12 protein-coding genes and 1 rRNA gene are annotated in these 13,367 nt (G+C 59.8%); 6 read left to right on the forward strand and 7 right to left on the reverse strand.

The features are described from left to right. Positions 1-84: 84 nt before the first annotated feature. Both ACLD1Y_RS18385 and ACLD1Y_RS18390 read left to right on the forward strand, forming a co-directional pair. The gene (locus tag ACLD1Y_RS18385) at positions 85-1,254 is read left to right on the forward strand and encodes a hypothetical protein (RefSeq protein WP_429479263.1); all 1,170 of its coding nucleotides are present in this window, start codon (positions 85-87) and stop codon (positions 1,252-1,254) included. 157 nt (positions 1,255-1,411) lie between these two features. Continuing rightward, entirely contained in the window at positions 1,412-1,909 is a 498-nt protein-coding gene (locus ACLD1Y_RS18390; protein ID WP_429479264.1) for an SET domain-containing protein-lysine N-methyltransferase, read from the forward strand. A 5-nt stretch (positions 1,910-1,914) separates the two neighbouring features. On the opposite strand, the gene can is transcribed toward ACLD1Y_RS18390, so the two are convergent. Then, on the reverse strand, positions 1,915-2,559 hold the full coding sequence (can, locus tag ACLD1Y_RS18395; RefSeq protein WP_003188288.1) for a carbonate dehydratase: 645 nt from the start codon (positions 2,557-2,559) through the stop codon (positions 1,915-1,917). 154 nt (positions 2,560-2,713) lie between these two features. On the opposite strand from can, the gene ACLD1Y_RS18400 reads away from it, so the two are divergent. After that, the gene (locus ACLD1Y_RS18400; RefSeq protein ID WP_429479265.1) at positions 2,714-3,016 is read left to right on the forward strand and encodes a serine kinase/phosphatase; all 303 of its coding nucleotides are present in this window, start codon (positions 2,714-2,716) and stop codon (positions 3,014-3,016) included. 119 nt (positions 3,017-3,135) lie between these two features. Here ACLD1Y_RS18400 and rimI read toward each other — a convergent pair whose 3' ends face one another. Continuing rightward, positions 3,136-3,588, reverse strand: coding sequence for a ribosomal protein S18-alanine N-acetyltransferase (rimI, locus tag ACLD1Y_RS18405; protein WP_005784514.1), 453 nt, complete (start codon positions 3,586-3,588; stop codon positions 3,136-3,138). Beyond that, positions 3,581-4,327 (reverse strand): energy transducer TonB, encoded by a 747-nt coding sequence (locus ACLD1Y_RS18410; protein ID WP_429479281.1) that lies wholly within the window; start codon positions 4,325-4,327, stop codon positions 3,581-3,583. Before ACLD1Y_RS18410 ends, rimI begins: the two co-directional genes overlap by 8 nt. A 187-nt stretch (positions 4,328-4,514) precedes the next feature. Between ACLD1Y_RS18410 and mksB the strand changes: the two genes are divergently transcribed. Genes mksB through mksF form a run of 3 tightly spaced genes read left to right on the forward strand, consistent with a single transcriptional unit; the run spans position 4,515 to position 9,305 of the window. Beyond that, entirely contained in the window at positions 4,515-5,783 is a 1,269-nt protein-coding gene (mksB, locus tag ACLD1Y_RS18415; RefSeq protein ID WP_429479282.1) for an Mks condensin complex protein MksB, read from the forward strand. Next, a complete protein-coding gene (mksE, locus tag ACLD1Y_RS18420) occupies positions 5,773-6,480 on the forward strand; it encodes an Mks condensin complex protein MksE (RefSeq protein WP_017529960.1) in 708 nt (235 codons plus the stop codon). The genes mksB and mksE overlap by 11 nt, the downstream gene beginning before the upstream one ends. After that, positions 6,477-9,305, forward strand: a complete 2,829-nt coding sequence (gene mksF, locus ACLD1Y_RS18425) for an Mks condensin complex protein MksF (protein ID WP_429479266.1) — start codon at positions 6,477-6,479, stop codon at positions 9,303-9,305. Before mksE ends, mksF begins: the two co-directional genes overlap by 4 nt. Before the next feature lie 258 nt (positions 9,306-9,563). Here mksF and ACLD1Y_RS18430 read toward each other — a convergent pair whose 3' ends face one another. The 4 genes from ACLD1Y_RS18430 to rrf form a co-directional block, all read right to left on the reverse strand. Continuing rightward, entirely contained in the window at positions 9,564-11,867 is a 2,304-nt protein-coding gene (locus ACLD1Y_RS18430; protein WP_429479267.1) for an MlaD family protein, read from the reverse strand. Then, entirely contained in the window at positions 11,860-12,483 is a 624-nt protein-coding gene (locus tag ACLD1Y_RS18435) for a paraquat-inducible protein A (protein ID WP_429479268.1), read from the reverse strand. Before ACLD1Y_RS18435 ends, ACLD1Y_RS18430 begins: the two co-directional genes overlap by 8 nt. Further along, positions 12,470-13,129, reverse strand: a complete 660-nt coding sequence (locus ACLD1Y_RS18440) for a paraquat-inducible protein A (RefSeq protein WP_429479269.1) — start codon at positions 13,127-13,129, stop codon at positions 12,470-12,472. The genes ACLD1Y_RS18435 and ACLD1Y_RS18440 overlap by 14 nt, the downstream gene beginning before the upstream one ends. A gap of 150 nt (positions 13,130-13,279) precedes the next feature. After that, positions 13,280-13,367: ribosomal RNA gene (gene rrf / locus ACLD1Y_RS18445) — 5S ribosomal RNA — on the reverse strand; the annotation flags it as partial.

Here is a 13,367-nt window from a genome sequence, read left to right on the forward strand (position 1 = left end):
ACGCGGTTTCACTGGTCAGCCGCTACTGTGTGGAAGTGGGCTTTCACCCCGCGCAGACGGGCTTTCGCTGACAAGGAATCACACATGTTTAAACCGACCAGGTTGTCCTTCACCTTGGCCGCACTGCTGGCGAGTGCGGTCGTACAGGCCAACATCGAGGTGCCGCTGGGGAGCACGCAACGTGTCACCCGGCTGTTTGCGTTCCCCAATAACTGCAATGTGATCTGCTTTCGGCCATGGACGCTGGAACAGACCGTCGAGCATTACCTGGCCCAAAGCCTGCTGCGGGACGGCTATAGCCGGGCCAAAGTCAGCGTGAAGAGCCACGACGGGCAGCTCTCGGCGACCTTCACCGGCGTACCCGACAGCTACGGCCAGCCGTTGACCACGCTGCTCAATACCGCCGACCTGGCCTACCAGGGTGCGAGCCGGCTCAACAATGACGGCAAGTGGGCCTATAACTGGTACCTGTTCCTGCCGCTGGGCATGGCCCTGGAAAACCGCAAGAGCATCGAACTGCTGCACTTCCCACCGGATTATTCGCTGACCCAGGCTCAGGACTACCTAGAGTCGGCCACCACCGACCGTTGGGCCAGCCTGCTCACCGATAACGGCATCCCCGCCAGCGAAACCCCGGCCTACCAGACCATCATCGATATCGCGCCCATCGCCGCGCCGTCCAACGCCGGCAAAGACCTGGAAAACGTCTACAGCTACTTCACCGATTACCAGACACGCATGGTCAAGGAACTGAGCCTGCTGCCCAACGCTTCATTGCCGATGGTGGCGTTCGGCTCGCCGGTGCGCAGTTGGATCAAGCAGCAATACGGGCAGACCGTGGGTGTGCTGGGCCTGGCGCAGATCAGCCCGGAGCCGGGCAAAAACGTGTCGGTCTTGGGCGCCAACCACCCGAGCTACATCTGGTATGCCGCTGACCCCGCGACCTACGAGGGCAATGAGCAGCAGGCCGACGAAGCCGGCTTGAAGGTGATGGGCCAAGACTTGAGCGCCGCCTGCTGGCAAGCCGGTATGGGGCGGAAACCCGCGAGCGATCCGAATGTGTTGCTCAAGGCCTGCATGAATACCTGGCAGGTAACGCGCAAGGAGCAGACCTGTGAATTGTTCTATACCTCGGTGCGCAGCTTGCCCCCTGAAAAGGCCAACGCCAAATGCGCCACGCCGCCCGTGAAGGCGCAGTTGAAACAGCTGAAAAATGAAGTGCCTGCACCTGCCGTAACGGTGCCAGCCTTGTAATAGGGCGGCCTATCCACAAAAAAGCATCGATTTCTACTGTCAACGTTGACAGTAGAAATCGGATCCAACATCAGTAAGTCTTGAGCCGCGTCCATTCGCTGCAAGACTGGTAGTCAGATTCCATCCGCAGGTCGATGCAGCCGAACCCAGGAGAGTTATGAAAACTCAAGCCATGGATAAGGCTAAAACCGTCACGCCTGCCTGCCTGTACCCGTTCAAGTCCTTGAGCGTTGAACAGGGCTACCCCTCGACCCGGCAATTCCAGGTTGGGAACAACGGTGTCAAGGCACGCGTGCACTTTGACAATCGCACCCGTATCGCCAGGGTCTCCGGTTGGGCCGTGGGCGAACGACGCCCGCATACCTTGCAGTTGTCGCCACGCATTCATCTGTACGACTGCTGGTTCAGCGGCCTGCTACAACACTCGTGCAACCCGAACGTTTTTTTTGACTCAACGTACTTGGAGCTCTGGACCCTGCGCGCCATCGTGCCAGGCGAGATGCTGACGATGGATTACGCCAGCAACGAAGAGGTGCTGTCCCGCCAGTTTCCATGCACCTGCAACGAGCTACGCTGCCGGCGCTGGATCACCGGCAGCGAGGAACCCCTGAACGCCGAAGGCCTGGCGTTCATGGCCCGCTACCTTGGGCGCTGACAGCCTCAGGCTTCGCCCAGCGGACGCAGGCGGTACTGCGGTGGCAACTGCTCGAAACCACTGATGGTGGTGTTCAAGCTCTTCCAGCGGCCATCCTTGATGCCATAGATGCAACCATGGATCGACAGGCTCTGCCCACGGTGCCAGGCGTTTTGCACAATGCTGGTGTGACCGACGTTGGCCACTTGCTGGATCACGTTCAGCTCGCACATGCGGTCGACACGTTCTTCTTCGGTCGGCAGTTGGGCCAGCACGTCGCGATTTTCGTAGTAAAGATCGCGGATGGTACGCAGCCAGCCGTCGATCAGGCCGAACTGGCGGTCCTGCATCGACGCGCGCACGCCGCCACAGCCATAGTGGCCGGTGACCAGGATGTGTTTAACCTTGAGCACGTCCACTGCGTACTGGATCACCGACAGGCAATTGAGATCGGTGTGCAGCACCACGTTGGCCACGTTGCGGTGTACGAACAGATCACCGGGCAGCATACCGACGATCTCGTTGGCGGGTACACGGGCGTCGGAGCAGCCGATCCACAAGTACTCAGGGGTTTGCTGGCGGGCGAGCTTGGCGAAGAATTCGGGATCTTCCTGTTTGATCGCATCCGCCCAGCGTTCGTTGTTATCAAGCAGGTCTTGTAGTTCGTTCATCAGGGAAAGCCTCAGGAATGATGCGCAGGTTTGTGACTGACATCCCTTCATCCAGGTCACGCACTGCCTGTGAATAACAAGTATGAATTAGCTTGAATCTTTGGGGCGCGCAGCCTGTCCACACACTATAAGCCCCACAGTATGAGGATTGGCCATGACTGAATCACGACGCCCCTACGGCGCTACGCAACCTGAGCCCATTGATGACAACGAAGACCGCATGGGTTCGATGCGCGAACTGGATTTTGATAAAGACACACCGACGGCGCAGAGCGGTGATGAATTGACCCCGCAAACGCTGACGCCTGAGAGCGGGGCACGGGATGCGCTGGAGGAAGGGGATGATGATCCGGCGGATTATGATCTCAGCATCGTTGATGAGGATGAGATTGGCGGTGGGAATGGGCTGGATGAGGCTGAGTTGGCTGATATTGAACCGGTAAACGGAAACCGCTGAGGCGACGCCATCTAAAATGTGGGAGCGGGCTTGCTCGCGAATGCGGTGGGTCAGTCAAAGATATGCTGACTGAACCACCGCATTCGCGAGCAAGCCCGCTCCCACATGGGGATCATCGCTCAGTCCACCAACGTACAGGCCATCACCACCGCATCTTCGCGGCCACCCACCGCCGGGTAGTAATCCCGACGGCGGCCGATTTCGTTGAAGCCATAACGCTCATACAGGCGAAACGCCCCGGTATTGCTGTCACGCACTTCCAAAAAGCATTCGCGCGCACTGGCAGCATATGCGCGGGACATCAGGTGTTCCAGCAACGCCAACCCCAAACCGCGCCCCTGGTTTTCCGGCTTGACGGTGATGTTCAGCAAATGCGCTTCATCCAGGATGATCTGCACCACGCCGTGGCCCACCTGCTGCTCGCCTTCGAACATCAGCCAGATCTGATACTTGCCCAGCCCGTCGAGAAAAATCCCACGGGTCCAAGGATGGCTGAATGCCGCGTATTCGATTTTCAGCACGGCGTCGAGGTCTGCCTCGGTCATCGGGCGGAAGGATAAAGCCTCACTCATCGGTTGTTTTCCAGCGCGCCATCAGCCGGCGCATGGCTTGCCAGACATCAGCCTTACGCTGTGGCTCTTCCATTAATAATTCCAGGCCCGGCAGGGCCCATACCGAACCCAGGCCTTCGACTTGAAGTTCGCGATACCAGGCTTCGGCGTTGGCCTCACCGGCAAAGCGCACGGCGGGCAGGCCGATCAGCCACAGGCACACGCAGGGTTCGTCTTCCAGGCGCGCAGACACAAAACCTTGCACAAAATCCCGTGCAGCCTCAGGGCCCTGGTCCATGTTGCCGCGCACCAGCAACGGCCAGCGCACCGGGTCGCCGATGATCTGCGGGCTGTCGGGCAGGCCGGCGGCGCGCAGCATGTCCTTGAGCAGCAGGTAGGCTGGGTCGCGGGTCTGGAAACGTTCGCCGGTGGGTAACTCCACCAGCAGCAGGCAACGCCCGGCGCGCAACAGTTGCAGGGCAAAACGCGGCGGAGGGACAACCGGGGCCTTCACCACCGGCGCAGCCTCTTCGGCCACCACGGCAGCCTTTGCCACCGGCGATGGGCGCGGCACTTCAATCTTGGCCCGCTCGACCGCCGGGCGCACAGGCGCTTCGGACTTGACCACCGCCACCGGTGCAGCCGCTTCTTCGCCCGAAGACTCGAACGCCTCATAGGGCTCAAGCGCCTGCAACAGCTCGGGCCGCGATGGCGCGGCAAACGGCAGTTCGGTGCGGGGCAGCCAGTTGACCACCTGCATGGCGGTCAAGTAAGCGCGACGTCGGGACTCGATAAGCACAGCTCGGCCACTTGTGGATAACTAAAGAGCGGGGATTCTACCGCTGTTCGGTAACAATCGCCCACTGCACACTGACCGGCTGTGGATAAATCCCGTGCCTGATGCAGTACAATCGCGACTTTTCATCGCCAACCAGCCGGCCATTCCCATGATCGAACCCAAGCGCGTCCTACGCGCCCTCGCCGAACACTGGGCCTTACTAGAGCCACTGTGCGAACACTTCGACCAAGGCACCCTGAGCCTTGCCGAACTGCGCGCACAACTGGCCGCCCAACAACTGGACAGCACGCCACAGGACATCACCAGCCTGTTGGACGTGTGGATTCGCCTGGATATCCTGGTGCCTGTCGCCAAGAGCCCGAACCGCTTCGAGCTCAACGCACAGATCCACGACTTCCTGGCGTATCTTCGCAAGGAGCACCGGCTTGGCCTGTGCCTGGAAATCGAAGCCTACCTGCGCCACCTGGAGCGTTTGGCCGGTTATATCCAGGACGCCTTCGACATCCGTGATGGCCATGACTTGGCCCGCCAACTGCGCCTGCTGGATATGCGCGTGCGGGACGTGCTGAAAAAACTCGCCAACGACGAACAAGCCCTCGCCGCCGTGGCCGACCGCGCCAAGACCAGCGACCGGCAGATCCCGTTGCGCCAGCGTTATGCCGAAGTACTGGCAACCTGGGACGAATACGTCGAACCGATGATCCAACTGGTGAACGCCGACGGCGCCTTCGAACAAGGCGTGCGCAAGGTCGAGAACGTGCTGCTGCGCCTGCTCACCGAGCAACAGCGTCTCGGCCACTTGGTGGACGACGACATGCTGCTGCGCACCCACGCGCGCATCCTCGAGATGCAGACCAGCGCCCAGCTGACCTTGCGCCATGCGCGGGAGTTGCTGTTGCCGCTGCGTGAAGAAGCGCGCCGGCACAACGCCGTGACCCGTGGCGCGGCGCTGGCCTTGTCGGCGATTCGCCGCAAAGGTTTGGACGCGGTGCCGCAAGCGGCGATGCCGATGTTTACCCGCCCGCAAAGCACCTTCCTCGGCAGTGCCAGCCAGGTGGAAGCCTATGTGTACGCCCTGGCGAATTTCGAGCCGAAACCGGCAAAATTCCCCAAGGCGCACAAATCCCACAAGGGCGACGCCCAGCGCGCACCGCGCACCGTCAAGGAAATGCTCGAACGCTGCGAAGACGCGCTACCGATGCCAGACCTGATGACCTGGCTGCTGGAGCAGGAACCGGACGGCGCCACCGACGAATTGCTGTACTGGTTCTCGCGGCTGTCCCGCGAAAAACGCTTCAAGCGCGAACGCCTGGAACGCCGCGACTATCACACCACCGAGCACCAGGTCAGCCTGCGCTCCTTCGCCTTGCTCCCGGCCAGCGCCGAGCACTCTGCGAGTACACCTCATGCATCTTGATCTATCCGAACTGTCCCAGCTGGCGCCGATTTTTCGCGAGCTGTTCAAGGGTTACCACGTCAGCCGTCGCGACCCGGAGTTGTACGCCCAACTGTCAAACTTCCAAGACCAGTACCGCACGCTGTTCAAGGCCCTGGGCTTTGAGTTGGTGTGCGATACGCGGGGTTTCTACTACTTCGTGCCGGACACCGCCGTGGCCGCCGCGCAGGTGAACAAAACCGCGCAGCGCCTGGCGTTGTTCACCTTCATCATCGTTGAGCATCTGGCCGACCAGGGCCGCGATCCGATCGCCGTGCTCGACGGTGGCAGCCTCGGCCGCGATGAACTGCCCTCGTTGCTGGAGAAGTACCGCGACCTGTTTATCCAGGCCGAAGTACAGACCCAGGAGGAACTCGAAGAAAAAATCATGCGCCGCATGACCCAGCTGGGTTTTGCCAGCGAAGACAACGGTATCTATCGCTTCCTGCCACCGATGCACCGCTTCCTCGATGTGTGCCTGTCGGTGCAGCAAGACCGCGACCTGGCGGCCAGCGTGCACAGCGTATTGCCACTGCCGGCGCCGGTGATCATCGACGAAGACAGCGATGAAAAACTGCTGAAGACCGATGACCCGCTGGACCTGAGCGACTTTGCCGAAGAAAGCGAAGAAGACGCCCTGGCCCGCGCCATTGCCGAAGAACAGGAGACCGACGCATGAGTAAGGAACGCTACGGCATCCGCCGCTTCGCCCTATTGAACACCGCCGGTTACAGCCTGGGTTTGTTCCCACTGGAAGAACCGCTGTCGGTATATGGCGCGAACAACCTGGGTAAATCCGCGTCGATCAACGCGTTGCAGTTCCCGATCCTGGCGCGCATGTCGGACATGAGTTTCGGCAAGTACACCCTGGAACAATCGCGCCGCTTTTACTTCGCCAGCGATACCAGCTACATCCTGGTGGAAGTGTCGCTGCCCCACGGCCCGCACGTGATCGGCGTGGTCGGCCGCGGCCCCGGTGGTGGTTTCGGGCACCAGTTCTTTGCCTATGCGGGCAAGCTGGACCTGGCTCACTACCAGAAGAACGACACCTGCCTGCGTCAGAAAGAGCTGTTCACCAACCTCGAGCGTGAAGGCCTGAAAGCCTACGAACTCAAGCCGGATGAACTGCGCCGTCTGTTGGTGGGCGGCCACACGTCGATCCCGCTGGACCTGACGTTGATCCCGCTGCGTTCTACCAGCGAGCAGAGCCTGAAGACCTTCCGCGCGCTGTTTATCAACCTGCTGCACATGCGCGAAATCACCGCCGCCAAGCTCAAGCAATTGTTCCTCGATGCGTTCGAACACAGCCTGCGTTCCGGCAGCGTGGACTACATCGCGGCGTGCGAAGAAGCCTTCCGCGATGTAAGACGCATGGAGCAGGACTACAACTCGCTGGTGGCCGCTGGCCCGCTGGTTGAAGCGCTGGCCAATGGCGTGCGTTTGCGCGACGTACTGCGCGGCAAGTTGCATCGCCTGTCGCCGTTGCTGGATTCGTTGCTGGGCACGTGGTCGGACTACGCCAGTGCACGCAAGGAAGAGCTGACCATCCAGGCCGAGCACTACCGCAGTGAGCAGGACGCACTGCAAAACGACCAGCGTGGTGGCACCCAGGAGCTGATGCGCCTGGAGCGAGAGATCAGCGGGATCCAGCGTTGGCTGGGCGAGCTGTCGGTGCTCAAGCATCGCTTTGCGTTGGTGGATGACGTCAAGGTATTGGAGCAGCAACTGCTGGCGGCCAAGGATGCCCACGATGAACTGGCGGGCGCTTTGGCGCAGTCGCGGCAGTTCAGCGCCGAGGACTTGGACGAGCGTTTGCGCGAGCTGGAAAAACGCTTGAAGTCGGTCAAGCAACAGCTCGACCACGCGGACAACAACAGCTACGCCAAACTGCGGGAAGAATTCTCACAGCAGGATGTCGAGCGTCTGATGCGTCTGTTTAACAGTTCGTTGTTCAGCCTGCCGTTGGGCGAGCATGGCATCACGCTGGACGAGGATGGCTTGTGGGTTAAATCCCTGGAGCAGATCCTCGATGGCTTCAAGGGCGAGCGCTTTGAAGTGCCGGGGCTGTCCATCGACATCTCCCACATCGAACCGCCGGCATTGCAGGCCCTGGCGGACCGCGCTGCGTTGCGCGACCAGAAAGAGCGCCTGGAAAAAGAACTCAAGCAGCTCAAGACTCAGCAAGCGGTCGCCTCAGACCGTGCGGCGAGTAAGACCCAGACCGAAGCGCTATACCAGCAGGTGCTGGACGCGCAGAAAGCGTTGGAAGACTTCCGCCGTGCGCAAACTCTGAGCGCGGAAGAAGGCGAGAAGCTGGAAAACCTCGCGCAGATGGAAGCGGCCCAGGACGAGTTGAAGCGTTCCAGCGATGCGTTTACCGAACGCGTGCAGCAACTGTCGGCCAAGCTGCAACTGGTGGGCCGCCAGATTGGCGATATGGAAGCCAAGCAACGCACGCTGGACGACGCATTGCGCCGTCGCCAGTTGCTGCCGGCCGACTTGCCGTTCGGCACGCCATTCATGGACCCGGTCGACGACTCCATGGACAACCTGCTGGCGCTGCTCAATGACTATCAGGACAGCTGGCAAGGCTTGCTGCGCGCTGATGGCCAGATCGAGGCGCTGTACGCTCAGGTTCGCCTCAAGGGCGTGGCCAAGTTCGACAGCGAGGATGATGTTGAACGTCGCCTGCAGTTGTTGATCAACGCCTATGCCCACCGTACCGACGAAGCGCTGACCTTGGGCAAGGCTCGTCGCGCAGCGGTGACCGATATCGCGCGGACCTTGCGCAACATCCGCAGCGACTACGACAGCCTTGAGCATCAACTGGCGCTGTTCAACCGCGAGATCAACAAGCGCCAGGTCTCCAACCTGCAAAGCTTTCGCATCGTGCTGGCGCCGAACAAGGAAGCCCTCAAGCATATCGACCAGATCATCCACAGTGCCGGTCAGTATGAAGAAGGCGAAACCCTGTCGGTTTTCGACCTCAGCCAAAGCGCCGAACAGGACAACAAGAACGAAGAGGCCAAGGAATACCTGGCCCGCCTGGTGGCCGCCAACCATAACCAGTTGGGCCTCAAGGATCTATTCGAATTGGCGTTCGAGATCACCAAGGTGCACGGCCAGCCGGTGATTCACACCGACATCGACGGCGCCGCGTCCAACGGCACCACCATGACCATCAAGGCACTGACCAACATGTACTTGTTGCTGCACTTGATGGACCGCGACCAGGCCGGGCGTGTGCGTTTGCCGTACTACCTCGACGAGGCGGCGGATATCGATGAGAAGAACCAGGCGGCGTTGCTGGAAACCAGTTTGCAGCTGGGCTTTGTGCCAATTCTGGCCAGTGTGAAGCCGCAGGTATCGGCCCAGGTGGCGATCGACCTGGAAGGTGGCAGCGGGCCGAACGGGATCTATATCGATGAGGCGGACTGGAAGTACATCCGTCGTCATGATGTGGTGAAGGCGACGGTGAATGAGCCGGAGTTGGATGAGGTCTGAGTTTTTGGACTGACATGAGAAAGGCCCCTGGGTGTGAACCCAGGGGCCTTTTTTGTCTGTGCCGGCCTCATCGGGGCAAGCCCCCTCCCACATTTCCCCTGTGGGAGCCGGGCTTGCCCGCGATGGCCGCGCCTCGATCTACTTGCCGAGTGGAATCTTCGGCGCCCAGGTCAGCCATTCCTCTTCAAACTTGTCGAACAGCGGGAACGTCTGCTGAGGCCGTGCCGCATTGCCCATGCGCTCACCGTCTGGTGTGGNCTACTTGCCGAGTGGAATCTTCGGCGCCCAGGTCAGCCATTCCTCTTCAAACTTGTCGAACAGCGGGAACGTCTGCTGAGGCCGTGCCGCATTGCCCATGCGCTCACCGTCTGGTGTGGCGAAGGCAATGCCACCCGCGACCAGCGTCTCCAAGGACTCTGTACGCACCGTCGCCCCTTTGAACAGGCCGAAGTCGAGACCAAAGCCACTGGTGTTCCAGAAGCGGCTGCCGCCACGCACCAGCGGTGCATATTTGGGCTCGATCAGGATGTGGATAAGTACACGGTCGGCCGTCTGGCCCAACTCGTAACCGGTAACTTTGCCGACAGTGACTTCACGGTAAGTGACTGGGACACCTTCCTTCAGCGAGCCTCGACGGGCAGCGCTGAGCGTCAGACTCAAGCCTTCCTCCTGGTGAACAGCCTCCGGGGGCTTCTCCAAGGCAACAAAATTCTTTTGCGGGCTAGCGTTCTTCGCTGCAGGCTGCACTTCGATGTATTGGCCGGTGACCAGGGTTTCCAGGTTCGACGTTTTCATCAGGCCCAGCTCGGGCTTGACGACCCAGAACTGGCTGCCAGCACGGGCGATACGGTCTGCCACTTGGGTGATGCGCGCACTGAGCAGCACCGATTGCATATCGGCGCTGAGGTCGACGCTTTCGATCTTGCCCACATCCAGGCCTTTAAAGCGCACTGGCGTACCGGGGCGCATGCCATCGGCACGGTCGACCTTGATGGTCACCAGGGTGCCATGTTGGTTGGCGGCTTCGCGGTCGGTGAACAAACGGAAACGGGGGATTCGTTTTTTCAGCGGTACATTCGGCTCTGGGGTTTCGAAGGCAATACCGCCGGCCATCAGGCTGGCCAGGGATTCACTTTTCACCTGAATGCCGCCAGTAAGGCCACCCGTCAACGTGACGCCGCTAGCATTCCAGAACCGCGTGGAACCGTTGACCAGGTTTTCGTATTCCTTCTCGATATGGACGCCGATCACCAGTTGCTTGTTCTTGCGCGAGAACTGGTAGCTCTGCACCGACCCGACCTTGACCTGTTTGTAGAGGATCGGGCTGCCAACATCCAGCGAGCCAAGGTTGTCGGTGAACAACACCATATGCAGGCCAGGGGAGCGCAGGTCCAGCGGTGGCGCCTTGGCGCGGGCAACGAACTCGCGCTGGGGTGCGCTGCCTTTGTCGCCGGGGCGGATGGCGATGTAGTTGCCTTTGACCAAGGCCTCAAGACCGGTGATGCCGGCCAGGGAGATGGACGGCTTGACCACCCAGAACTGGGTGTCTTGTACGAGGTAGTCTTCGGCCAATGGATCCAGAGTCAGTTCGGCGTTGGCGCTGGACAGGTCGGGGTCGATTTTCAAGGTTTTCAGGCTGCCGACCTGGATACCTTTGTACATCACCGGGGTGCGCCCTGCTTGTAAGCCTTCGAAGTCGGTGAGTTTGACCTTCACCTTGATACCGGCCGCGGCGGCGTCGAAATCTTCGTAGAGGCGGAAAGGTAGGCTTGGATCGGTCGGTGGGCTGTCCTTGCGGTTCTCAGGCGTGGCGAAGGCGATACCGCCGGCGACAATGCTGGAGAGGGATTCGCTGCGCACCTTCACACCGGAGAGGTTAGCGTCGATGCTGATGCCGCTGGCGTTCCAGAAACGTGTGTGTTTGCGCACCAGGTTGGCGTAGGTCGGTTCGATGTAGACCTTGATCTCGACGGTGCTCTGGTCTTCGGAAAGCAGGTAGCTTTTGACCTGCCCGACCTGGATTTGCTTGTAGAACACCGGGCTGCCACGGTTCAGGGAGCCAAGACGGTCGGCTTTGATGGTCAGGTGCAGGCCGGGCTTGGCGTCGGACAAAGGTGGCTCTTCGGAGAGCGCCTTGAATTTTCGCGTGGGCTCGCCGTCGCCTGGGCTGGCGGCGATGTAGTTGCCCGAGACCAGGGTTTCCAGGCCGGTGATGCCCGCCAGGCTTACGCTGGGTTTGACCAACCAGAAGCGCGTATTGGTCTTGAGGTATTGGTCAACGTCCTTGTTCATCTCGATGGTGGCGATGACCCCGCGGTTACTACCCTCGTCATCCAGAGCCAAGGCCTTGACCTTGCCCACGGGCATGCCCTTGTAGACGACTTCGGTCTTATTGACCTGGATACCTTCGCCACTTTCAAAGCGGACTTGGATCTCGATGCCTTGCTGGGTATAGGCACGCCATCCCAGCCACCCGCCGATGATCAGGGCAATCAGGGGAAGCACCCAAATGGCCGACCAGTTAGAGGCCGGGCGGGTTTTAGCTTTAGGCAAATCACTCATGGTCGTCGTCCGACTCCGTGTTATCCCAAATCAGTCGGGGATCAAAAGTTACTGCGGCAAGCATCGTCAAGATCACCACACTGGCGAACGCCGCAGCGCCGAGGTTGGCCTCGACACTGGCAAGTCGCCCAAAGTTTACAACCGCCACCAGGATGGCGATCACGAAGATATCCAGCATGGACCAGCGGCCAATGAATTCAATAAAACGGTACATCACAATACGTTGCTGCGCGGACAGCGGTTGGTGACGCTGCACCGAGAACAGTAGCAGACCAATGCCTACCAGCTTGAACGTCGGCACCAGGATGCTGGCGATGAATACTACCGCCGCGATGGGGTACATGCCGTGCTGCACGAGCTGGATAACGCCTGCCATGATGGTACTGGGGTCGCCCTGGCCAAGTGAGTTGATGGTCATGATAGGCAGTAGGTTGGCGGGGATATATAAAATGGCTGCGGTGATGAGCAATGCCCAGGTACGGGCGAGGCTGTTGGGGCGTCGGGCATGGACCAGCGCGCCGCAACGGGTGCAGATTTGCTCATCGCTTTCGGCGTCTTGTTTGTTCAATTCGTGGCATTCGGTACAAATCAGAATGCCTGCATCAATCGCCCGCATGATCATCCTCTCCTGACAGTGCCTGCCAGATCTGGTGGGGCGACATCACCACCTCAAGTAGTACTTGAACCATTAACAGACTGACGAAACACACCAGGCCCAAGCCAATGGTGATGGAGGCCATGTCGGCGAGTTTTACGATCGCCACCAGCACCCCCATCAGATAGACCTCCAGCATTCCCCAATCTTTCATGTGATGGTAAATGCGGTAAAGCAGCAGCCCATAACTGCGACCAATCTTCCAACGAATGCTGAGCAGTACTGCCAGTTGGCAAAGCAACTTGAGTAACGGGATGCCCATGCTGCACAGGAATACTACTGCGGCGACCCCTTGCATGCCGGTGTCGAATAGACCGACGACGCCGCTCCAAACGGTATCTTCAGAAGATTGCCCGAGTAGATTGAGCTGCATGATGGGTAAAAAGTTCGCCGGGATGTACAGCAGCAATGCAGCGATTACCAAGGCGAGACTGCGCTCAACGACATTGTGGCGGTGAGCATACAGCTCGTAACCGCAACGCGGGCATTGGGCTTTTTCGCCGTGGGCGAGCGCGGACTTACGCATTAGCAAGTCGCACTCATGGCAGGCCACCAGGTCGTCCAGTGGTAAATCCGACACCTTAAGGGTATCAACCGGATCCGGCATAGGTAGGGCTCAGACTCTAAAAATGGTTAGGTGCCTATTCTAGTGGCCTGGTTCAGAAATAACTGTGCAAATTTGTTTGGATGTTGCTGGGTTTTCTCGCGCCCAAAACAAAACCCCATCTGCTTTCGCAAATGGGGTTTCGGAATTTAATCTTGACGATGACCTACTCTCACATGGGGAAACCCCACACTACCATCGGCGATGCATCGTTTCACTGCTGAGTTCGGGATGGGATCAG

Origin of the sequence: Pseudomonas sp. 18175 (assembly GCF_050432925.1) — a bacterium.
Classification (GTDB): Bacteria; Pseudomonadota; Gammaproteobacteria; order Pseudomonadales; family Pseudomonadaceae; genus Aquipseudomonas.

Bases quoted from the DNA above. Each gene is read 5' to 3' on its own strand.
- mksB (WP_429479282.1), top strand. From the start codon at position 4,515: ATGATCGAACCCAAGCGCGTCCTACGCGCCCTCGCCGAACACTGGGCC.
- ACLD1Y_RS18430 (WP_429479267.1), bottom strand. From the start codon at position 11,867: ATGAGTGATTTGCCTAAAGCTAAAACCCGCCCGGCCTCTAACTGGTCG.
- mksF (WP_429479266.1), top strand. From the start codon at position 6,477: ATGAGTAAGGAACGCTACGGCATCCGCCGCTTCGCCCTATTGAACACC.
- can (WP_003188288.1), bottom strand. From the start codon at position 2,559: ATGAACGAACTACAAGACCTGCTTGATAACAACGAACGCTGGGCGGAT.
- ACLD1Y_RS18390 (WP_429479264.1), top strand. From the start codon at position 1,412: ATGAAAACTCAAGCCATGGATAAGGCTAAAACCGTCACGCCTGCCTGC.
- ACLD1Y_RS18410 (WP_429479281.1), bottom strand. From the start codon at position 4,327: ATGCAGGTGGTCAACTGGCTGCCCCGCACCGAACTGCCGTTTGCCGCG.
- rimI (WP_005784514.1), bottom strand. From the start codon at position 3,588: ATGAGTGAGGCTTTATCCTTCCGCCCGATGACCGAGGCAGACCTCGAC.
- ACLD1Y_RS18435 (WP_429479268.1), bottom strand. From the start codon at position 12,483: ATGCGGGCGATTGATGCAGGCATTCTGATTTGTACCGAATGCCACGAA.
- mksE (WP_017529960.1), top strand. From the start codon at position 5,773: ATGCATCTTGATCTATCCGAACTGTCCCAGCTGGCGCCGATTTTTCGC.
- ACLD1Y_RS18440 (WP_429479269.1), bottom strand. From the start codon at position 13,129: ATGCCGGATCCGGTTGATACCCTTAAGGTGTCGGATTTACCACTGGAC.
- ACLD1Y_RS18385 (WP_429479263.1), top strand. From the start codon at position 85: ATGTTTAAACCGACCAGGTTGTCCTTCACCTTGGCCGCACTGCTGGCG.
- ACLD1Y_RS18400 (WP_429479265.1), top strand. From the start codon at position 2,714: ATGACTGAATCACGACGCCCCTACGGCGCTACGCAACCTGAGCCCATT.